General features: G+C 58.7%; 19 protein-coding genes and 3 pseudogenes. 2 read left to right on the forward strand and 20 right to left on the reverse strand.

From position 1 onward, the window contains the following. Nucleotides 1-75: 75 nt before the first annotated feature. Nucleotides 76-1,245 (forward strand): CaiB/BaiF CoA-transferase family protein, encoded by a 1,170-nt coding sequence (locus tag ABJ076_RS22515; RefSeq protein WP_348208673.1) that lies wholly within the window; start codon nt 76-78, stop codon nt 1,243-1,245. A 4-nt stretch (nt 1,246-1,249) separates the two neighbouring features. Beyond that, nucleotides 1,250-2,416: a CoA transferase gene (locus ABJ076_RS22520; protein WP_348195825.1), complete on the forward strand. Its 1,167-nt coding sequence runs from the start codon at nt 1,250-1,252 to the stop codon at nt 2,414-2,416. Nucleotides 2,417-2,441: 25 nt separating this feature from the next. Here ABJ076_RS22520 and ABJ076_RS22525 read toward each other — a convergent pair whose 3' ends face one another. The 20 genes and pseudogenes from ABJ076_RS22525 to ABJ076_RS22620 all read right to left on the reverse strand — a co-directional run bounded on the left by ABJ076_RS22525 (nt 2,442) and on the right by ABJ076_RS22620 (nt 22,101). Continuing rightward, complete coding sequence (locus ABJ076_RS22525; protein WP_348195826.1) at nt 2,442-3,599, reverse strand: acyl-CoA dehydrogenase family protein; 1,158 nt, start codon at nt 3,597-3,599, stop codon at nt 2,442-2,444. Nucleotides 3,600-3,859: 260 nt separating this feature from the next. Beyond that, a pseudogene (locus tag ABJ076_RS22530) lies at nt 3,860-4,021 on the reverse strand (IS3 family transposase); the annotation flags it as partial. Next, a pseudogene (locus ABJ076_RS22535) lies at nt 4,007-4,156 on the reverse strand (transposase); the annotation flags it as partial. The pseudogenes ABJ076_RS22530 and ABJ076_RS22535, both read right to left, overlap by 15 nt. Nucleotides 4,157-4,196: 40 nt before the next feature. Further along, nucleotides 4,197-4,355 (reverse strand): annotated as a pseudogene (locus ABJ076_RS22540) (transposase); the annotation flags it as partial. A gap of 320 nt (nt 4,356-4,675) precedes the next feature. Further along, nucleotides 4,676-5,704 (reverse strand): IS110 family transposase, encoded by a 1,029-nt coding sequence (locus ABJ076_RS22545; protein WP_348195827.1) that lies wholly within the window; start codon nt 5,702-5,704, stop codon nt 4,676-4,678. A 316-nt stretch (nt 5,705-6,020) separates the two neighbouring features. After that, nucleotides 6,021-6,947 (reverse strand): FAD-binding protein, encoded by a 927-nt coding sequence (locus tag ABJ076_RS22550; protein ID WP_348195828.1) that lies wholly within the window; start codon nt 6,945-6,947, stop codon nt 6,021-6,023. Continuing rightward, on the reverse strand, nt 6,947-7,705 hold the full coding sequence (locus tag ABJ076_RS22555) for an electron transfer flavoprotein subunit beta/FixA family protein (protein ID WP_348195829.1): 759 nt from the start codon (nt 7,703-7,705) through the stop codon (nt 6,947-6,949). Before ABJ076_RS22555 ends, ABJ076_RS22550 begins: the two co-directional genes overlap by 1 nt. A gap of 44 nt (nt 7,706-7,749) precedes the next feature. Then, a complete protein-coding gene (locus ABJ076_RS22560) occupies nt 7,750-8,532 on the reverse strand; it encodes an enoyl-CoA hydratase/isomerase family protein (RefSeq protein WP_348195830.1) in 783 nt (260 codons plus the stop codon). 11 nt (nt 8,533-8,543) lie between these two features. Beyond that, the gene (locus tag ABJ076_RS22565) at nt 8,544-9,320 is read right to left on the reverse strand and encodes an enoyl-CoA hydratase-related protein (RefSeq protein ID WP_348195831.1); all 777 of its coding nucleotides are present in this window, start codon (nt 9,318-9,320) and stop codon (nt 8,544-8,546) included. Nucleotides 9,321-9,410: 90 nt separating this feature from the next. After that, nucleotides 9,411-10,703, reverse strand: coding sequence for an ABC transporter substrate-binding protein (locus ABJ076_RS22570; RefSeq protein ID WP_348208676.1), 1,293 nt, complete (start codon nt 10,701-10,703; stop codon nt 9,411-9,413). Nucleotides 10,704-10,743: 40 nt separating this feature from the next. Further along, nucleotides 10,744-11,988, reverse strand: a complete 1,245-nt coding sequence (locus ABJ076_RS22575; protein ID WP_348195833.1) for an ABC transporter substrate-binding protein — start codon at nt 11,986-11,988, stop codon at nt 10,744-10,746. A 34-nt stretch (nt 11,989-12,022) separates the two neighbouring features. Continuing rightward, nucleotides 12,023-12,841, reverse strand: coding sequence for an ABC transporter ATP-binding protein (locus ABJ076_RS22580; RefSeq protein ID WP_348195834.1), 819 nt, complete (start codon nt 12,839-12,841; stop codon nt 12,023-12,025). A 5-nt stretch (nt 12,842-12,846) separates the two neighbouring features. Then, nucleotides 12,847-13,920: a branched-chain amino acid ABC transporter permease gene (locus tag ABJ076_RS22585; protein WP_348195835.1), complete on the reverse strand. Its 1,074-nt coding sequence runs from the start codon at nt 13,918-13,920 to the stop codon at nt 12,847-12,849. Between the two features lie 4 nt (nt 13,921-13,924). Continuing rightward, nucleotides 13,925-14,812 carry a branched-chain amino acid ABC transporter permease gene (locus tag ABJ076_RS22590; protein WP_348195836.1) on the reverse strand — a complete coding sequence of 296 codons (888 nt, stop codon included), beginning with the start codon at nt 14,810-14,812 and terminating at the stop codon, nt 13,925-13,927. Beyond that, nucleotides 14,813-16,732: an AMP-binding protein gene (locus tag ABJ076_RS22595; protein WP_348195837.1), complete on the reverse strand. Its 1,920-nt coding sequence runs from the start codon at nt 16,730-16,732 to the stop codon at nt 14,813-14,815. After that, entirely contained in the window at nt 16,725-17,615 is an 891-nt protein-coding gene (locus tag ABJ076_RS22600) for an ABC transporter ATP-binding protein (RefSeq protein ID WP_348195838.1), read from the reverse strand. The genes ABJ076_RS22595 and ABJ076_RS22600 overlap by 8 nt, the downstream gene beginning before the upstream one ends. Then, the gene (locus ABJ076_RS22605; RefSeq protein WP_348195839.1) at nt 17,576-18,433 is read right to left on the reverse strand and encodes an SDR family oxidoreductase; all 858 of its coding nucleotides are present in this window, start codon (nt 18,431-18,433) and stop codon (nt 17,576-17,578) included. The genes ABJ076_RS22600 and ABJ076_RS22605 overlap by 40 nt, the downstream gene beginning before the upstream one ends. Nucleotides 18,434-18,537: 104 nt before the next feature. Beyond that, nucleotides 18,538-19,704, reverse strand: coding sequence for an acyl-CoA dehydrogenase family protein (locus ABJ076_RS22610; protein ID WP_348195840.1), 1,167 nt, complete (start codon nt 19,702-19,704; stop codon nt 18,538-18,540). Further along, entirely contained in the window at nt 19,701-20,915 is a 1,215-nt protein-coding gene (locus ABJ076_RS22615; RefSeq protein WP_348195841.1) for a CoA transferase, read from the reverse strand. Before ABJ076_RS22615 ends, ABJ076_RS22610 begins: the two co-directional genes overlap by 4 nt. Nucleotides 20,916-21,522: 607 nt before the next feature. Beyond that, nucleotides 21,523-22,101, reverse strand: coding sequence for a biotin transporter BioY (locus ABJ076_RS22620; RefSeq protein ID WP_348195842.1), 579 nt, complete (start codon nt 22,099-22,101; stop codon nt 21,523-21,525). Nucleotides 22,102-22,143: the final 42 nt, after the last annotated feature.

Genomic DNA, 22,143 nt, shown 5'->3' on the forward strand with positions numbered 1-22,143 from the left:
CATCCGAGTGTGTTGATATCATTTCTAACAGATGTTAGATTTTATTCAAGCTGGTAAGTCGAAAGCGAGAAGATCATGAGCAATCAGAATTGCGGGCCGCAGGCCGGACCTTTGGCCGGCACCCTGGTCGTCGCGCTGGAACAGGCCGTCGCGGCGCCGTTCTGCACGTCGCGGCTGGCCGATGCCGGCGCACGGGTGATCAAGATCGAACGCAAGGGAGCCGGCGATTTTGCCCGCGGCTACGACACTGCGGCACATGGCGAAAGCGCCTATTTCATCTGGTTGAACCGCGGCAAGGAATCGGTCGCGCTGGACATCAAGTCCGGCGAGGACCGCGCGCTGCTGCTTGCGATGCTGGAACGCGCCGATGTGTTCATCCAGAACCTTCTGCCCGGCGCGCTGGAAAAGCTCGGGCTCGATTCGGCGACGCTTCGCGAACGGTTCCCGCAGCTGATCACCTGCGACATCACCGGATATGGCGCCGACGGGCCGATGCGGGATGCCAAGGCCTACGACCTTCTGATCCAATGCGAAAGCGGCCTGGCATCGGTCACCGGGACGCCGGACGGCCCTGGCCGGGTGGGGGTGTCGGTGTGCGACATCTCGACCGGCATGACCGCCCATGCCGCGATCTGCGAGGCGCTCGTGGAGCGCGGCCGCACAGGCCGGGGAACCGGCGTTTCGGTGGCGATGTTCGACACGCTCGCGGACTGGATGGCGGTGCCGCTGGTGTTTCACGAATACGCGAACCGGCACACGCCGCGGGTCGGTCTGAGCCACCCCAACATCTGCCCCTATGGCGCGTATACCTGCCGCGATGGCGAACAGATCGTGATCTCGATCCAGAACGAAAGGGAATGGGCGCGGTTCTGCGACACGGTGCTGTCACAGCCGGACCTGGCCACGGATCCGCGTTTTGACAGCAATGACAGCCGCAACAGCAACCGGGGCGTGCTGCAGCCGATGATCGAGGCCGCCTTTGCGGCGCGGGACCGGCCCGACATGCTCGATCTGCTGGCGCGCTCGATGATCGCCTATGGCGCGGTGAACGACATTGCCGCCCTGTCCCAACACCCCCAGCTCGACCGCACGACCATCGCGTCGCCCGCGGGCGCGTTTCGCATGCCCGCGCCGCCGATCAGGCGAAGCGGGGGGAATCCGGCGCTCGGCCCCTCGCCCGGCTTCGACGCGGATGGCGCGGCGATCCGGACGGAATTCGGCGCGATGTCCAGAAAGGACCGCTGAGACCATGAAAACGGAACCCAAGGCATCGATTCTCGATGGCGTGACGATCGTCGACCTGACCTCGGTGGTGTTCGGCCCGCTGGCGACCCAGATGCTGGGCGAGCTGGGTGCCGACGTGATCAAGGTCGAAAGCCCGGAGGGCGACCTTTTGCGGCAGGTCCAGCCGTCGCGGAACAAGAAGATGGGCGCGGCCTTTCTCGGCACCAACCGCAACAAGCGCAGCGTCGTTCTCGATCTGAAGACCGCTAACGACCAGGGACGCTTGCGCAGGTTGCTTGCCGATGCGGATGTGATGATTTCCAGCATCCGGCCCGCCGCGCTCGCGCGCCTGTCTCTCGACCCCGAAACCCTGCGGCGCGAGAACCCGAACCTGATCACCGTTTCGGCCACAGGCTACGGCCAGGACGGGCCCTATGCCGATCGGCCCGCCTTCGACGACATCGTACAGTCGGTTTCGGGGCTGGCCAGCCTTGCCGCCCTGCGCGACCCCAACGCGCCGCCTGCCTATGCGCCGACAATCCTGGCCGACAAGCTGGGCGGCGTGACCGCGGCCTATGCGGTGATGGCGGCGCTGTTTCACCGCGAACGCACCGGCGAGGCACAGCATGTCGAAGTGCCGATGTTCGAAACGCTTTCTTCCTTCCTTCTGGTCGAGCATCTCGACGGTGCCACGTTCGAGGAGACTCCGCAGGATTTCGGCTATGCCCGTATGCTGGTGCCGCACCGCCGACCAGTGCAGACACGGGACGGCTACATCACCATCCTACCCTATACCAATGTCCAATGGGCACGTTTTTTCCAGGCGGTCGGCCGCACCGACATGGTCGATCATCCCTGGGTGACGGACATGGATGCGCGCAGCCGCAATATCGGCGCGGTCTACGACATGGTGGCCGAACTGGCACCGACCCGGACCACCGATGAATGGATGGAGCTGATGCAAAAGGCCGACATCCCGGCGATGCCGGTGCGAAACCTTGCCGATCTGCCAGCCGATCCGCATCTTGCCGCGACAGGCTTCTTTCAGCGGCTGGACCACCCCAGCGAGGGCACGATTTGGGCGACACGCCCGCCGGTACGGTTCTCGGCCACGCCGGCGCGGTCCGACCACCGCCCGGCGCCCCGCCTGGGCGAGCATACCGCCGAGATCCTGGGGGCCGGCGACGACTGACGCCGCACCGGCCCGGTGGCGCGGGTCAGATGTCGATCGACCGCGCGATCAGTTCCTTCATGATCTCGTTGGTGCCGCCATAGATCATCTGCACCCGGCTGTCGGCGTAGAGCCGCGCGATCGGGAACTCCATCATGAAGCCATAGCCGCCATGCAGTTGCAGGCATTCGTGCATGACCTCGTTCTGCGTCTGGCTGCCCCACCATTTCGCCATCGACGCGGTAGCCGCATCCAGCCTGCCGGTTTCCAGGCGGGCTATCCCGTCATTGACGAAGCTGCGCAGCAATTCGGCCTTCGTCTTGCATTCCGCCAGCTTGAACCGGGTGTTCTGGAAATCCATGATCCGGCTGCCGAACGCCTTGCGGTCCTGGACGTATTTCACCGTCTCGGCGATTGCGAAGTCGATGAAGCCAAGCGCGGTGATGCCGATCATCAGCCGTTCCCAGGGCAGTTGCTTCATCAGTTGATAGAACCCCTGCCCCTCCTCCTGGCCCAGCAGGTTCGCCATCGGCACCCGCACATCCTCGAAGAACAGCTCGGCCGTATCCGACCCCTTCATGCCGAGTTTCTTCAGGTTCCGCCCGCGGCGAAACCCTTCGGCATCCTCGGTTTCCAGCACGATCAGCGACACGCCCTTGGCCCCGGCGCTGCGGTCGGTTTTGGTCACGATCACGATGATGTCGGCGGTGTGCCCGTTGGTGATGAATATCTTCGAGCCGTTGATTTTGTAGTGATTGCCGTCCTTCTCCGCATAGGTCTGGACGTTTTGCAGGTCCGAACCCGTTCCCGGTTCGGTCATGGCGATCGCCGCCACGCTCTCGCCGCTGATCAGTCGGGGCAGCCACTTCTTCTTCTGCTCTTCGCTGCCATAGGCGTCCAGGTAATGGATCACGATGCTCTGGATACCGTACCCCCAGCCGGTGTCGCCGGTGCGCCCCTGTTCGTAGACAGTAAGCGCGTCGAAACCGATGCCGCCGCCGAACCCGCCATATTCCTCGGCGATGGAACCGCCCATGACGCCCTGTTTGCCAACCTCGCGCCAGAAATCGCGGTCGACGATCCCCTGTTCGGCCCATTTGTCGACATTCGGCGCCATCTCGGCGTCGAACAGCTTGCGCGTCGTTTCGGCGAACATCCTGTGTTCGTCCGAAGCCCAGGCCGAGGAATTCGTGATCAGCGACATTGTGAAACCCGTATGTTTGCGGTTGCGTTGCAAAAATCTAACAAATGTTTAATTTTTCAGCAACCGACCTGACCCGTGGAAAACGCCGTGTCACGCGCTTTCTCATCGGCAGCGAAATGAGCTTTCGCGACATGCAGGTCCTCACGCGAGTTGTTGGGCTTCAGCACCCGCCGTGCTCGCGGTTCGCCGTAGAAAATAACATTATGCCCCTTCGCCGGTCTTGATGTGTTTGGACTTGTCCGGATTTTGTGGAGCGGCTTTCACTCTGCGATGGCCATTTCGGCCTCGAATGATACCGGCGATTCGTATCCCAGAGCGGAATGCCGCCGACGTGGATTGAAAATGCCATCGATATGTCGGCCAAGAGCCAGTTCTGCGGCGGTGCGGGTCTGGAAGATCGTTCTTCAGACCAGTTCGTTCTCCTTGCGAAGTCGTGCCAGTTCCTTGGCCGTATCCTCGTGCGGACCGGCCAACAAATCAGCTTCCCGGTATTGCCGCTTCCAGCGCGTCAGGCTCGATAATCCGATCCCCAAGTCGTCCGCAACCTGCATAACCGTTGACCTGATCCTCGTCGATCTCCGGCTTCGGTCGGCCCGCGCCCGAAGCGCCTTCGAGCAACACACGCTTCCACTGATGGATCATCGTCGGGTGAACACCGAACCGGCTTGCCAGTTCCGATACCGTCTCCTCGCCCTTTACTGCTTCCAGGGCGACCTTCGCCCTGAAGTCCGGCGAATGCTGCTTGCGTTTCGACATCTCTGATCTCCTTCTCGTCGAAGACCAGCAGACAACAAATCGTAGCTTACGTCAGTGTCCGATTTCCGGGGGGTATGTATGAACTGCCTTCCCCTGCAAGCGATTTGTCGATGCACCGCTGACCCTGCTTCTATGTATTCGGTCTGTTTGTGAGGCCATTCGATCTGCCCCTGACCAAGATGGGAAGTCGCGCGTCCTGTGTCTCGTTAGCTCATCGGCACTCGGGGGCCATGCTCCCCGTCAGACTTACAGAACGCCGATTGGTCGTTGGTCCATCTCCTTCTCGCCCGCAGATTCCTCTATTTTTCGTCTCGCTGGACTTACGAACCGACCAGCGCAGCGGCTCGGTATCGTTCGCCTTTCGTCAAGACGGCCCAGGCAATGCGCGCTAACTTGTTGGCCATGGCAACCGTAGCGACGTTCACATGCGCTCGCTCCTTCAGACCATCCGCCCATCGCGTTATCGGCGACGTCCTGTCGCGCACGAGATGCAGCACCGTTCGTGCGCCGTGGATGAAGAGTTTGCGCAAGTAGCGATTGCCGTGCTTCGAGATACCGATAAGCTTTGCCTTGCCAGCCGTCGTGATTTGTCGCGGAACAAGGCCGAGCCAAGCAGCGAGATCGCGGCCCTTGCCGAAGCTGCTGCCGGTACCGACGGCCGCTACGAGGGCCGAGGCGATCGTCGGACCAACACCGGGGATCTCCATCAGCCGCCGCATGTCGGCGTTTGTCTTGGCGAGTTCCTTGATCTCGGCATCGATGGCCGCAACCCGGCGGTTGATGTCTGCCAGTTCTGTTGCCATGTCCGACAACATCAGGACGATGCGGTGCGATAGATCGACAGTGCCCCCCGCCGCCAGAATTGTCAGTTCTTTCTGAAATACGTGACGGCCTGTACCGACACGAATACCGCGTTCCATCAGAAAGCCACGACCTTGATTGATCAGGCGCGTCCTATCCGACACCAGACGTTCCCGCGCACGGTGCAAAGCCTGGAGGTCGAGTTGCTCTTCAGATTTGATTGCAACGAACGACATTGTTGGTCGGGTGGCGGCTTCGGCGATCGCCTCTGCATCGCGGTCGTCATTCTTGTGAACCTTCACATAAGGCCGGACATACAGCGGCGACATCAATCGGGGCTCATGCCCATGTTGGAGGCAGAAGCGCCCAATGTGATGTGCGCCCCCGCAGGCCTCCATCGCGACAATACAAGCCGGCAACTCCGCCAGAAAATCCAGCAGTCGAAACCGTTGGATGCGTTTGCGGAAAATCACAGCGCCGCTGGCATCAAGCCCCGCAAGGCTGCAAACCGTCTTGCCCAGATCAATCCCAAGAACCGTGATATCCATCAGAATGCTCCTTCTTCTCCACCAAACGCGCGACAATAGCTGCGTCTCGGCGGGAAGGCAGTTCATTCCATTAGCTCAAATCCGGCACCGCCTTGATGACAGCTTACGTTCCGTGTCTGGACTTTGGCTTATACGGCAAACTATTCTGCAACGAGAATCAGCACGCGAACGTCGCGTAACTCACCGCAAGACGAAACGCCGGGTCCGGTGGGCGCTTACTCTGACACCAAAAGAGGCCCCGGTCTTGCCGGAGCCTCCAATCGTTTCCAAACAGGCCGGGATGGCGGGCCTTTTCATATTCGAAGTGGAACTGGACTTACAGCTTTTCGATCAGTTCGGGTACAGCGGAAAAGAGGTCTGCGGCGAGGCCGAAGTCGGCGACCTGGAAGATCGGCGCTTCTTCATCCTTGTTGATCGCCACGATAATCTTGCTGTCTTTCATTCCCGCGAGATGCTGGATGGCGCCGGAAATGCCCACTGCGACATAAAGGTCAGGAGCCACCACCTTGCCGGTCTGTCCGACCTGCCAGTCATTCGGTGCAAAGCCCGAATCCACTGCAGCACGCGACGCGCCGACGGCGGCGCCCAGTTTGTCGGCCAGCCTCTCGATCAACGCAAAATCGTCTTTGGAGCCGACACCGCGACCGCCGGAAACGACCACGCCGGCCGAGGTGAGTTCAGGGCGGTCGCTCTCGGCAACCTTGTCTTCAACCCATTCAGATAGCTCTGGGTTGTGCGCGGCACCGATTGTTTCAATGCTCGCCGAGCCGCCATCGCCGGCAGCGTCGAATGTCGATGTCCGGAAGGTCACAACCTTGGTTACATCCTTTGACCTCACGGTCTGTACTGCGTTGCCTGCGTAGATGGGGCGCTCGAATGTATCGGCGTCAACGACCCCGGAGACATCTGAGATAACCATGACATCAAGCAACGCAGCCACACGGGGCATGATGTTTTTGGCATCGGTCGTGGCCGGTGCGCAAATATGGGAAAAGTCACCGGCTAATGAAGTGATCAGAGCGGCTGTCGGTTCGGCTAGGCGGTGCCCGAGCGAGGCATCTTCGGCCACAAGCACCTTGGCGACATCGTTGATCCTGGCCGCGGCTTCACCCGCCGCAGCTGCCGAAGCGCCGGCGCAAAGCACCGTGACATCGCCAAGCGCCTTGGCAGCGGTAACCGCCTTTGCCGTAGCGTCGAAGGCGAGTTCGCCATTGTTCACTTCTGCCAGTAGTAGGACTGCCATCAGATTGCTCCTGCCTCTTTGAGTTTCGAAACGAGCATGTCGACCGAGTCGACCATTTCGCCCCCCTTGCGTGCCTTTGGCTCGGCTATCGAAACGACCTCGAGGCGCGGACTTACATCGACGCCATAGTCTTCCGGGGTCTTTTCATCCAAATGCTTCTTCTTCGCCTTCATGATGTTGGGCAGTGAGGCATAGCGCGGCTCGTTCAGGCGCAGATCGACAGTCACGACGGCCGGCATCTTCACTTTGATCGCCTGCAGACCGCCATCGACCTCGCGGGTGACCACCGCATGATTGCCGTCTATCTCGACCTTCGAGGCAAAAGTCGCCTGGCTCCAGCCCAGCAATGCAGAAAGCATCTGGCCGGTCGCATTCATGTCATTGTCGATCGCCTGTTTGCCGGCCAGCACGATTCCCGGCTTTTCTTCGTCGATAATGCTCTTGAGGATCTTGGCAACGGCCAGAGGTTCGATATCCGTATGAACGTCTTTGGCGGCAACCACCAAAATCGCCCGGTCGGCACCCATGGCCAAGGCGGTACGCAACGTTTCCTGCGCCTGCTTGACACCAACGGAAACGACAACAATCTCTTCCGCCTTTCCCGCCTCTTTCAACCGGATCGCCTCTTCCACGGCAATCTCATCGAACGGGTTCATTGACATCTTCACATTGGCAAGATCGACATCCGATCCGTCCGCCTTTACGCGGACCTTCACGTTGTAATCGATCACGCGTTTGACGGGCACAAGCACCTTCATAACTGCGGTCTCTCCATAAGTCTCTTGATGTGGCCTCGACCGTGTCAGCGGTCTTTGAACTCTGGTTTTCTTTTCTCCGAGAAAGCCAACATGGCCTCTGGAAAGTCATGCGCGCAAAGCAGAACGCTTTGAGTATCGCGCTCGATGTCCAGCGCTTCGATGTAGCTGCACTCGGCCGAAGCGCGCATGACGCGCTTGGCCGTCTGCACACCGAACATCGGATGCGCCGCAATCTCCCGGGCGATCTCCACGGCGCGGCTTTCGACCTGCCCCGAGGGAACGCATTCCTCGACCACGCGAAGCTCTCTTGCCGCGCGCCCGTCGAGTTCACGCCCCGTCAGCACCAGCATCCGGGCGACGCCCGCGCCAGCCCTTTGCTGCAACAACCAGCTCGACCCGGTATCAGGACAGCCTCCAACACGGGCAAACACTTCGCAGAGGCGCGCATCTTCTGCGGCAACGACAATGTCGGCCGACAGCGCAAGGCTCAATCCGGCCCCATAGGCAACGCCATTCACGGCCGCGATCAGGGGCTTGCGAAAGAGATAGGCGGCGCGCCCGCCATCGTGGACTTTTTCGACCATTTCCGATGTGGCCCTGGCCCCTTTGGCGATTTCCGACCGAAACCCGACCAGATCGCCACCGCTGCTGAAATGATCGCCGCCGGTCATCACCACGGCGCGAACGCCGTCGTCCCGATCAGCCTCGCGCAGGTTCTCGATCAGCGCGTCGACAAAGGCAATGCTGTACGGGTTCCGCTTCCCGGGTTGGAGAAATCGTAGAATGCCGATGGGGCCATCCCTGTCCAGGCGCATCAGCTCGCTCATCGCGGTCTCCTTCAGGTTCCGGTCCACACCGGCTCGCGCTTTTCGGCAAAGGCCTTGGGACCTTCGATGGCGTCATTGCTGGCATAGACCACTTCGTGCAGGCGCTTGCCCTCTTCCAAGCCGCCCGCGCAGCCCAGATCCATTGTGGCGCGTACGCTCGCCTTCGCGGCGATCACCGATAATGGCGCGCCCTTGGCGATCCGCGTTGCCAGATCCCGGGCGCGGGCGCGCACGGCGTCGGGCGTATCTTCGATATAGTTGGTGAATCCGTATTCGTGCAGCCGCTCGATCGGAAACAGGTCGCCGGTCAGGACGATCTCCATCAACACGGGTTGCGGCAGCATCGACAGCGCCGGCGACGCCCAGGGCGAACCGCGGCCGATCTTGACTTCGGTAATGCCGACCTTGGTGCCCTTCAAACCGACACGCAAATCGCAGTTCAGGGTCAGCATCATGCCGCCTGCCATCAGCGATCCGGTCATCGCTGCGATGATCGGTTTCTTGCAGGCACGCATGGTCTCGTGAAAGGGATCGCGCATTTTGGTCAGGATATCCACGCCTTCGGCGCGCGCGATCTGGGTGGCTTCCTTAAGGTCGAGCCCGGCGCTGAACACGCCGCAATCTGCAGAGGTTAGAATCGCCACGCGGATCGCATTGTCGGCCTCGACCCTTTCCCAAGCCTCGGTCAGCCCGTTGGTGGCCGCCACGGAAAGAGCATTCTTGCGCTCTGGACGGTTGATGCAAACCGTCGCAATCCCTTCTTCAACCGTCACTTCGATCGGGTTCATATTCCTGCCTATCTTGATCTGGGAACCGCTTTCGGCCAGCGGACAGCCGGGGGGCTCCCCGCGGCACAAAGGCCGCGGGGAGGATTGGTATTATTCGACCGTGAACTTCGCGGAGCTTTCCTTGATAACCTCCCACACCACATCGGTGTAGTCAGCGCTCCAATCGGTCAGCGGAACCCAAGTCTCGCCGTTCCACTGCTCGACACGGGTTTTGCCACCACCGCCGTGATCGGATGCGGTCACCGTGACCGGAGCCATGAGCCCGTTGCCGTCGAAATCGGAGATCGATTCATAGGCGGTCTTCATGCTCTCCGGCGTCACCGGCCAACCGTTCTGCTTGATGGCCAGACGGACGGCTTCGAAACCGACGGAATAGATCGCCATACCGGTGTTGTAATACACGTCACGGACAAGGGTTTCCGGGCCGCTACCTTCACCCTTCGCATAATACGTTTCGAGCATTGTTTTCACGATCGGTACTTCCTGGCCGCCGGCCACGTTGGTCCCGCGGAGAATGCCCTTGGCGTCGGCCGCACCGATGTTGTTGATGTCGACTTCGTTCAGCCAGTTCACCGACAGATAACGGTCGATCGGGTATCCGTTTCGCCGCATTTCCTTCGCGGCAACCACGTGACCACCGGCGAGCAGCCAGCTGATCACATAGTCGGGCTTGTCGCGGCGAATTTTACTCCAGGCGCCGGACTGATCCGAACCGGGCAGCGGAACCGGATAGAGTTCGAGTTCGAATCCTTCCTTTTCGGCCAGTGTCTTGAGAATCTCGATGGGTTCCTGGCCGAAGGGATAATCGAGGTAAATGAACCCGATCTTGGCCTTGCTCAGATCGCCGTTCATCTGGCCCTTGATGAAGGCGACATCGTTTGCCGCCTGCTGCCAATAGGTCGGACCGACAGGAAATATCCACTTGAACACCTCGCCGTCGACGGCATCACCGCGACCGACGAAGGACTGCATCAGGATGTTCCCATCCTTCATCACCCGCGGCAATACGGCATTCGTCACCGGAGTCGACAGCATGTTGAAGATGGAAACACCTTCACGCTTGAGCTGTTCATAACACTCCACGCCCCGCTGGGGTTCATTACCGTGATCGCGAATGACAACCTCAACAGGATGCCCTTCCACACCGCCATTTGAATTGACGTACTTCGCCAAGTCCTGCGCCGCCTGTGCGACCTGCGGAGAGATAAAGGTATAGGACTTGCTGAGATCGAAGCATAGGCCGAAACGCACCGGCTCTTTGTCTTGTGCGGACGCCTCGGTAGCCCCTAACGCCAACATCGTGGCGAAGGCGGCCGTAGTAACAGTAGACAGAAGTTTCATTTCATTTCTCCCTGGTTGTGGTTTTGTCCGGTCGCCCTGCATCTCCTCATTCGGACGCCGAACAGGCTGAATTGATGCTGCATCATTTGCCGAACTTCGATGAGCTTTCCTTTACTACCGCCCAAACTTGATCCGAATATTCGGAAAGCCAGTCAGTCTGTGGGACCCAGGCTGTGCCGTCCCACATTTCGATCCTTGTTGCTCCGCCGCCTCCGTGGTCTTGCGCGGTAACGGTGATCGGAGCCATCAATCCGTTCGCATCAAAGCCTCGTAGCGACTCTAATCCGGCACGGTAGGAATCGGGCGTTATGGGAAGCCCTTGCAGCTCAACTGCCTTGCGCGCGGCCTCGAACATGATCGAATACATCGCGAGGCCTGTATTATAGAAAACGTCCTGGGTCTTTTCGATCGGACCGTTCCCGTTGCCCTTATCATAGAGCTCGGCCATGATTTCCTTGTAGAGCGGTATGTCCTGGCCGCCGACCACATTCGTCCCGCGCTTGATGCCGATGGCGTTCTTTGCGCCGATGTTGGCGATATCTACTTCGTTCAGCCAGTTGACCGAGATATATTTGTCCATCGGGATACCGTTCCGCTTCATTTCCTTTGAAGCGACGACATGTGCACCGCCAAGCATCCAGACGACAATCTGATCGGGCTTGTCGCGGCGTATCTTGGACCAGACACCTGACTGGTCATTGCCGGGAAGCGGCACCGGGTAGAGCAGAAGCTCGAAACCTTCCTTTTCGGAAAGCGTCTTCAGAATCTCGATCGGCTCCTGGCCGAAAGGATAGTCAAAATAAACGAAGCCAACCTTGACATTCGATAAGTCGCCGTCATGCAGCTGTTTAATATATGCAATGTCATTTGCCGCTTGGCCCCAATAAGTAGGCCCGATCGGATAGACCCAATCGAAGACAGTCCCATCAACCGCGTCGCCCCGCCCAACAAGGGACTGCATGAGGACGCGTCCGTCCTCCATTGCCCGCGGCAGAACCGCAAGCGATACGGGTGTCGACAATGTATCGAATACAAACACTCCTTCGCGGCTCAACTGTTCGTAGCATTCCACGCCTCGTTGCGGTTCATTGCCGTGATCGCGCACGATCACTTCAACCGGCTCGCCTCCGATCCCGCCTTTGCGGTTCACAAGCGCTGCCAGATCTTTCGCGGCTTGAGCAACCTGCGGCGTTGCAAAGGTATAGGCCTTGCTCAGATCGTAGCAGACACCGACCCTGAATGGTTCGGCCAATGCAGCTGCAGGTATGGACATTGCCATCCCGAAGACGATGGTAGAAATAAATGCGGCACTGCTGAGTAGTTTCATGTTTACCTCCCGTAGAAACGACCGGGGCGCCCGGTCAACTCAACCACCGTTTACGCCGACTGTAATGTTTCACGTTGTGGAAATTGCTTCCCTCTTTGCCACCGAGGTAGAAGTCCTGAATGTCGGAGTTCGACTTGAGCGCCTCCGCCGTGTCATGCATGACAACTCGGCCGTTCTCGATCAGGTATCCGTCGGACACGATCTCCAGCGCCGCGAGTGCGTTTTGCTCCACAAGAAGAACTGACAAGCCCTCTTCCCGATTGATTTTCTTGATCATGTCGAAGATCTCGGCCACCAGGAACGGGGCAAGTCCAAGGCTTGGCTCGTCAAGCATCAACAGGTCCGGTTGCGTCACCAGAGCCCGGCCAATGGCGAGCATCTGCTGTTCGCCACCAGACAGATATCCCGCAAAGGAGTTGCGCCGCTCGGCCAGTCGAGGAAAATAATTGTAGATCCTGTCTTTCTCCGCATTCAACGCAGCCCTGCTCATGCCGAGTGGCGCCGCGGCGATCAGGTTTTCATCGGGTGTGAGATGTTCGAAAACGCGACGGCCTTCAATGACATGGCAAATGCCCATCTCCACTCGTTTTTGCGCGAGAGCCTCGGTGATAACGGTTCCGCCAAAACGGATCTCACCGCGGCTGATATGACCACGCTCGGCTTTCAACAGGCCGCTGATTGCCTTGAGTGTCGTGCTTTTGCCCGCCCCGTTTGACCCCAGAAGAGCAACCATCTTGCCCTTGGGAACCTCGATCGAGACGCCTTTGATTGCCAATAGAACGTTATCGTACAGCACTTCGACACTGTTCATCGACAAAATGGGCTCGGCGACAGTCTGGTCTTCCATCGACATGAATTCTATTTCCTAAGCTGATCAAACGGCCAAACCATTAGGTAATCCCGGATGTTGCCGTAGAGTTTTCCAAGACCAAGAGGTTCGATTAGAAGTATGATGACAATCAGCGCGCCGTAGACAGCGTTGGGGATATGCGCGAGTGTTTCGACGTTGAGTTGCATCCCCAACTGCTCAGAGGCGGCGACCACCACCCCGTTGACCAATCCTGGAACCAAGAGAATCAGCGCGACACCAAAATAGGATCCAATGATGCTCCCCAAACCGCCAACGATAACCATCGCCAGCGCCTGGATTGAAACCGCCACCGAGAACTGCTCCGGTGCAGCCAGGAAGAAGAAGGTCGCAACGAGCAAGGCGCCACTAACGCCGCCGATAAAGGACGACATCGCAAACGCCACGATTTTGTAGTAAAAGCTGTACACGCCCAGAATGGCAGCTGCATAATCCTTTTCGCGAACCGCAACCAAGGCGCGTCCAAGGCCGGTGCGCTTGAGGTTCAGCATGAAGATGGTGACCAACAGACACCAGGCGAGCGCCACATAGTACAGACCTGTATCCGACGTGATTTCCTGGCCAAGCAATTTCAGCGTTGGCGCCTGCAGTGAGGCATGCGAACCGCCCGAAATCGCCGGGGAGTGCGTCAGCACCCAGTCCATGATGAACTGCATGGCCAATGTCGTCAGTGCAAGATAGAGGCCCTTGGCCCGCAATGCCGCGAACGCGAACAAGCTGCCAATTACCGAAGCGGAAAGCCCGCCGATGATCAGCGCGAATTCCCACGGCACCCCAAAGCGGGCTGCGTGGATCGCCGAATATGCGCCCACCGCCATGACCGCCGCGTAACCCAAATGCAGCTGTCCCGCCCAGCCGGTCACAAGGTTCAACCCAAGCGCCGCCGAAGTCCAGATAAGCCAAGGCAACATGTAGCTGTTAACGTATAGCGACGGAGCGATAAACGGCGCGGCCACGCCAAGTATAAGGAAGGTCAGAGCCAGGTTCCGGTCAGCGGGAACCTTGTAAATACGGCTGTCCGAGATGTAATTGGTGTGATACACACCAGAAAGGCGGTAGAACATTCAATTACACCCTTTCTATGTCGTGGCGTCCGAACAAGCCGTGCGGACGGATCATGATTGTGAGAATGAGAACCGCGGCTACAATCAGTTCACGACTTCCGCCACCCACAAGCGGATCTAAGAAGTCTGCTCCGACGTTTTCGACAACGCCAAGAATGATACCCGCGACTACGGCGCCCAGGATGCTGTCGAGCCCGCCCAGCACAGCCACCGTCAGGCCTTTCAGCAGCAGCAGCGAAAGAGCTTGGTCCACACCCTGTATCTCGCCCCAAATCACCCCGGCGGAAACCGCGACAACAGATGCCAAGCCCCAGGAAAGCCCCACCCCTCGCTCAACCGAAATTCCGACTGACCATGACGCCATGTAATCGTCGGCTATCGCGCGAAGCTTGACGCCCAGGCGGGTGCGGAAGAAGAGCAGGAAGGCGGCGAGCAAGATCACCGCGACGACCGATCCGACGAGATGAATCCTGCTGATCAGGATATCCCCGAGAAACAGCGGTTCATAACTGATGCCCAGTTCCATCGATCTCGACGTCCCGCCCCAGACCGCAAGTGTTGTCCCGCGCAGGAAGATGTCGAGGCCCAGCGTAAGCATCAGGATCATCACGACAGGGCGCCCAGCAAGGCGCCGTAGCGCAACACGTTCAATTCCAAAGCCAAGTCCGAACATGATGGCGATCGCGAGCGGAATCGCCAGCCACAGCGGCATGCCGACGTCACGCGCCAATGCCAGAACGACATAGGCACCAACCATGGTCAGCCCGCCTTGGGCAAGGTTTGGCACCGAGGAAGCCTTGTAGATCAGTACAAGACCGATCGCGAAAAGCGAGTAGAGCAAACCTGTGAGGGCCCCGTTGATCGCGAGTTCAGCTAGGAAAACCGGATCCATCTATACCTCCCTGATGGGGAGGGTCCGCTCGACCTTCCCGATTTCGCCGGACTCATAAGTCACCTGGGCACTCACTCGAACTTCGCTGCGGCCATCGTAAAGCGCCCCGATCACGACGTCGTATCGAGCCTCGACCACGCTCCGGCGCAACTTGCGTGTCCGGGTTATCTCGCCGTCGTCTGGATCGAACTCCTTGGGTAGACTTACGAAGCGCTTGATTTGCAGTGGCTCGGATATCACGGCGTTCACTCGCCGAAAGGCTTCGTGAAGAAGCGTGGCAACCTCGTCGCGCTGGGAAAGATCCGCATACGAGACATAAGGCACACCATTGACCTCGGCCCAGTGCCCGACAGCATCGAAATCGATGCAAACCATCGCGGTCAATTCCTCCCGCCCGGCGCCAATCACAGCGGCATCCTTTATGTAAGGGCTGAATTTCAGGCGGTTTTCGATGTAGTTGGGCACGTAACGCTCGCCCCCTGCAGTATACATAACCTCCGAAACGCGGCCCAAGACCACAAGATGCCCGTCTTCTTCGAGATACCCGGCGTCGCCCGTGTGCAGCCACCCGCGCTTCAGAGACTCGGCCGAGGCCTCGGGGTTGTTGTAATAGCCCTCGAACACGCTTTCGGACCGCAAGAGGATCTCGCCGTCATCGGCGATTGCAACCTCTACACCCGGAGCTGGCTTGCCCACGGAGTGAAGGCGCACTTCACTCGGTGACTGGATCGTATTGATCGCGCTGTTTTCGGTCTGGCCGTAAAGCTGGCGCAACTTGATGCCGATTGCACGGTAGAAGACAAACGTATCCTCACCAATGGCTTCGCCACCGGTAAATGCGTTTTTCAGTCGATTCATGCCGAACTGGTCTTTGATCGGACCGAATATGAGTGCCTCGCCCAACAGCCGGTTCAGGGGTTCCAGCACACCGCCACCTTTGCCGGCGAGCTTGCGCGACTCCGCAGCCACCGCCCTGTTCATGAAGAATTGGTACAGCCACTTCTTCAATGGTGTCGAATTTTCAATACCGACTTGTATCGTGGTAAGGATGTTGTCCCAGCTCCTGGGCGCGGCCAGGTAGAATGTGGGGGCAACTTCGCGCATGTCTCGAATAACGGTCTCCTGCCGCTCTGGTACACTGACGGTGAAACGAAGAAGCAACGCTGCCGCGACAGTTATGGCGTAGTCGCCGACCCATGCCATCGGCAAATAGGCCAGAACCTCTTCGCCGACCTCGAACGCACCGGCGGCGAAACCATTGCGTGCTGCGGCTATAACGTTCTTCTGACTGAGAACCACGCCTTTGGGCTTACCCGTGGTACCTGACGAATGCAGGAACACCGCCGGGTCTTCCGGCTTGGTCCGGTGAATGAGTTCACCGCGCCGCTTCGGGTCTTCGTTGAGATGATGCCTGCCGACATCGGTCAGGTGTTCCCATGACATCAGCCCGTCGGCTTCATAGAATCCGAGCCCACGTTCTTCGACATATACAATATGTAGAATTCCCTTCGCTTCAGCATCGCGCAGCTCCAGGATTTTATCCACCTGTTCCTGATCTTCGGCAAAGGCGGCGACGATCTCGACCTCGCCTACAAAATGCCGGAGCTCGTCAAGCGTTACGCCGGGATAAGCGGGCATCGCGTAGGCACCGACCAACGCGAGTGCGAGCATTCCTGCGTACAAGCGCGCTCTGTTGTCACCCAAAATCAGGACTGCCTGACCGGGTTTTATGCCGATTTTTTCGAGGCCAGCCGAACACGCGAGCACTTCCTCAGTGTATTCAGCCCAACTGGTCTCTTTCCAGATACCAAGCTCCTTCTCTCGAATAGCGATATCCGATCCGTACTTGTCCGCGTTTCGCGCGAGCAGGGTTCCGATGGTTTCGGCCTCGATCGGCCGATCAAGAACAGAATCAGCCATGCGCACCACCCCCGATGTACGCTTCGATAACCCGCGGATCCTTGACGACATCCTTCGGAATGCCCCCGGCGATCATCTCGCCGTAATTGAGCGCGAGCATCCTGTCGCAAATGCCGACAATCACATCCATGTGGTGCTCAATCAGAAGAACGCTGATTCCCCGTTCGGCACGCGCATCCAGAATGAAGCGAGCCATATACCCTTTCTCCTCCTGATTCATGCCGGCCATTGGCTCATCAAGAATCAACATTCTCGGCTCCGACACCAAAGCTCGGGCGAGCTCGACCCGTTTCTTCAATCCGATGGGAAGGCCATCGACCAATTCGTTGCGAACGCTCTCGAGCTGAAGGAACTCGATCACTTCCTCGACAATCATTCGGTTCGCGATTTCCTCGCGCCGCGCCACCCACCAATAGAGCATCGTGGGAAGAACACCTGGGTGCATATGTATGTGTCTTCCCAAAAGAATGTTGTCGAGCACACTCATTCCGTTGAAGAGGGCGAGATTCTGAAACGTCCGTGCAACACCAAGTCTGGCCACCTTGTGTGGCGCCACGCCGGTGATGTCCTTTCCCGCCATGCGAACAATACCCTTGTTCGGCGGATAAAATCCCGAGATCGCATTTGTCAGCGTGGTCTTGCCGCTTCCATTCGGGCCAACAAGACCAAAAATCTCGCCATGGTTGATGGCGAGGTCCACACCGGTTACGGCGACGACACCTCCGAACCTGCGCTCGATCCCGACACATTCCAGAATCGCTTCGTCGTGGGATTGGTTTTTTTCAGGTCGCATGTACTTCATCTGCTTTGCGCTACCGGCATGTTCGAGATATCCAAAGAAATTTAAGCGATGCGGAAATAGTCTGGGCGCCCCGTCGGCCACGGATCACCCCACAACTGCTGACCACCATCGACATTCAGGACCTCTCCGGTAACGAATTTGGCGGACGGTGCAGCCAAGTAGACAACCGCTTCGGCAACGTCCCATTCGTCGCCGGCATGTCTCATCGGATTTGATTCTTCGAAGGTCGCAGCGCCTTCAGCGGTGTAATTGTGGAAACCATTGCTTTCACAACAGCCGGGAGCGACGCAGTTCACTCTGATGTTGTTGGGCGCCCATTCCACGGCGATCGATTTGGAAAGATAGATGACGCCCGCTCGCGCAGCGCAGCTGTGAGCGATCCCCGGCATGCCTCGCCAGACATCGGCGACGATGCTGATGATTGAACCCGGCCGCTTCGCCTCAATCCATCTCCGCGCCGTAGCCTGCATCATCCACCAGGTCCCGTTGAGGTTGGTGTCGATGACGGCGTTCCAACCCTTCACCGAATATTCGATGGCAGGCTGCGGGAACTGGCCGCCGGCATTGTTGACAAGGATATCGATGCCGCCCAGCTCACTCTCGGCCGCTTCTACAAACGACGTTACCTGCTCCGGATCGCGGATGGACATGGGCTGTGACAGGACTTTACCACCAAAGCCGCGCAGGCATTCTGCAGCCACAGCCAACTTCTCTTCGTTTCGGCCATTGATAGCTATGTTGGCGCCAAGCCGCGCAAACAGGACCGCAATTGCCAAGCCAAGCCCGCCGCCGGCGCCCGTGATCATGACGCCTTTGCCGGCGAAGAGATCACTCGCATACACAGTTGGTCGTTGTTTCAGGTCGTCCATCGACGACCCGAACACAGCCTTCGCCGTCATGTCTCCTCCCGTACCCATTAAGGGTCATTTTCAGAATTAATCTAACACACGTTAGAAAAGTGGTCAAGCCTGCGTCGTGCTACGCACAGAGATCAGGCTCGAAACTAATAGGACTTTGGAAGTCCGAGCGCTTTTTCCGCAATGAAAGACATCAGCATGTGAGGCGTGACAGGCACGATGTGGAACAACAGCGCTTCGCGCACGAGACGTTCAACATGGTATTCCTTGGCGTACCCAAACCCGCCAAAGGTCAATTGGGCGACTTGTGTCGCCTCGACGGCTGCCTCCGCGGCGAGGAGCTTTGCCGCATTGGCTTCCACACCGCAGGACAGTTGTGAGTCGTACAGCTCAGCAGCATGCATGACCATGAGGTTGGCTGCCTCGACTTTCGCCCAAGCTTTGGCCAGAGGATGCTGAACGCCTTGATTTTGACCAATGGGACGACCAAATACGGAGCGCTCCTTGGCATAGTCCGCTGCGCGCATGATCGCGTTGCGCGCGATGCCGATACATTCGCCGGCCACCAGGATGCGTTCGGGATTCAGGCCATGAAGTATCTGACGAAAACCCTGCCCTTCTTCGCCAATCAGGTCATTGGCCGGAACCGGCAGCCCGTCGATGAATACTTCATTGGAATCAACCGCCTTGCGACCCATCTTTTCGATCTCGCGCACATCAACGAATGTCCGGTCGAGATCGGTATAGAACAGACTCAGTCCCTCGGTTGGCTTCTCAACATCCTCGAGCCGCGTTGTCCGCGCCAGAAGTAACATTTTGTCGGCAACCTGTGCGGTCGAGATCCATACCTTTTGACCATGCACCACATAGTGATCCCCCTTTTTCACCGCCATGGTCCTGAGCTTGGTGGTGTCGAGGCCCGTAGTCGGTTCGGTTACCGCAAAACACGCCTTCTCCCGCCCTTCGATCAGGGGCTTCAGCATCCGTGCTTTCTGCTCAGCCGTTCCGAATTTCACGACCGGATTGAGCCCGAAAATGTTCATGTGGATGGCGGAAGCGGCGCTGGCGCCGCCGCCCGATTCTGCGATCGCCTGCATCATGACCGTTGCTTCTGTGATCCCCAATCCCGCGCCGCCGACCGCCTCGGGCATCGCGATCCCCAGCCAACCACCTTGCGCCATGGCCAGGTGCAAATCGTGCGGAAAGCCTCCCTTGCTGTCCCGTTCAAGCCAGTACTCGTCGTCGAAACGCGCGCAAATCCGCAGAATACTTTCGCGGATTTCGCTCTGTTGCTCAGACATCCTGAATGTCATGTCCGTTCCTCCTCAAGGGCGGTCTCAATACATCCTGTCCTCGCCAGATCTGCGATTTGTACGTCATCATAACCAAGCGCCTCCAGCACGGCGGCGGTATCCGCCCCTCTCGGGCGGCCGAGCCAGCGCAAGACACCTGGTGTAATGCTGAAATGCGGGACCGGACCGACAACATGTGTCGGGTCGCCTTCTACCGAGGCTATATCGCCCCGATGGCAAATCTGCGGATGGTCGATTATCTGCTCGACCGATAAAACGGGAGCTGCCACCGCATCGTGACGTTCGAACTCCACTTGAACCTCTGAGAAATCACGTGCCGTGATGTAGGCGTTCAGCGTGTCAAACACCTCCGTCATGTGTTGTGACATGCTGTGCAGGCTCGCAAATCTCGGATCGTCGGCCAAGGAATCGCCGCCAACCGCGCGCAGGAGACGCCGCGCTGTTTCGGCACTGCCGGCCGAAACAGTGACCCATATTCCGTCGCGTGTGCGGAACATTCCGCCCGGCGCAAAATCCATTGGCTGTCGTAATCCATTGCGGATCGGCGCGATGCCGGCGCCCGTCGCCGCCGGGACATGATAATCGATCAGTCGCAAGAGCGCCTCGAAAACGGCCAGATCCACGACCTGCCCGCGCACCACACCGCGTTCCCGCGCATATAGCGCGATCATCAGCCCAAGCGCCCCCATCAACCCCGTCGTGCTGTCAGCGGCGGGAAACCCCGGGTGCATCGGCGAACCATCGGCAAATCCGGTCAGATGCGCCAGGCCGCTCATCGCCTCCGCCGCGCGCCCGAATGCAGGCGTATCGCGCATCGGGCCATCCTGGCCGTATCCCGACACTCTAAGGATCACAAGATCGGGATTCCAACCGTGCAGCACCTCGGGCCCGATCCCGGCGCGCTCCAAAACGCCAGGCCGGAAGTTTTCGACCAGGACATCCGAGCGTTCCACAAGCTTGCGGAGTACCTTCAGCCCCTCTTCGCTTTTCCAGTCGAGACCAAGGATTTGCTTGTTGCGCGCAAGGGTCTTCCACCACACCCCCACGCCATCGATCGCCGTGGGGCCCAGGTCACGCATCATGTCCGGACGTCCCGGCGTCTCCACCTTGACGACCTTCGCTCCAAAGTCGGAAAGCAGAGAAGCGGCAAGCGGTCCGGCGATAACATGCCCGAGTTCAACGATGCGGAGGTTCTCCAGTGGCCCAACCATTATTCCGACCTTTCGCTCGAGGCAGCTTCCAATCACCTTATTCTAACATCTGTTAGATTCTCAAGTCATCATCCAGCCGAACGCAAAAAATTCGTGACACAATTGCCCGCTGCGCCTCAAATAGCCTGCCAGTCGCCCTGCCGCGCGGTTCCGGTGGGCATTCAGATCAAGGTAGCCACCACGCAAGACCCAGACTGCCGCTGTGATCTCCCGTTGGATGCAATGGCACGACCTCTTGGCTTCGTTTCGGCAGAGCGACGTTTCCGCTTCGAGGATATTTACGGGCGTATGAGGACGTGCGGCTCGATGGAAATGTCGTGTCGGCAAGGTTAAAAAGCTCGTCCGACGATCTGTTGGGTGACAACTCCGCTCAAAGACGATTCTCCAATCCATTCAGATCATCAATAAGTCGGATCGGCCGCGGTTACAGTTCCAAGAAAAGGCGCTGCGGCGGTGTGAACCAGAGTCGGGGCACGCTGACCCTTCGTTACACGGCCGCTGCAGCTACCGATATGAACAGACGCCTCATCTCATCTTGGTTATCGCGCGTAGGCGAGTTTGGCAATCAGACAGCAACTGACCTTTGTGCAACTCGCCAATCAGATAACTACCTGATCCTCCGCATCACATGAGAATCGCGGAATATCATGAACAGGACGCAGGCAATCGCGGCTTTTGTGACATCCCCGGATACGAACGGATACAGGCCGGCGGCGAGCAGCTTTTCATCATAACCGAGGAAGCTCCCCAGCCAGGCAAGTCCCGGCATGTAAATGGCAATCGAACCCGAAAGGACAGCCAGAAAGGCGCCGGACACAGGTCGAGTCCCGCTCAATCTCTGCGCAACGAAGCCGGATACAACTGCGCAAAGCAAGAACCCAATCAGATAGCCGCCAGTTGGCCCAAGAAGATAGGCTGGACCGGCGACGGCAGGCGGCGTGCCCGCGAACACCGGAAGCCCCATCAGACCCTCAAAGAGATAAACCGCCACGGTCGCGCCGGCGCGAACCGGTCCGAGGAACAGCCCCAGACAGAGGACCACGAGAGTTTGGGTTGTCATAGGCACCGGGTAAAACGGCACCACGACTTTGGCGGAGATTGCAAGAAGAAGTGTACCTAGAATGATAACGCCGACATCGCGAGCGAGGCTCATTACAGACCGCTGGTTTCCTGCTTCAATAAGCATGCCGTTCTTCCTTTCAATAGTTTCCCATAACTATGGCGTGTT

It is taken from the genome of Nisaea sp., from assembly GCF_039990255.1.
GTDB lineage: Bacteria > Pseudomonadota > Alphaproteobacteria > Thalassobaculales > Thalassobaculaceae > Nisaea.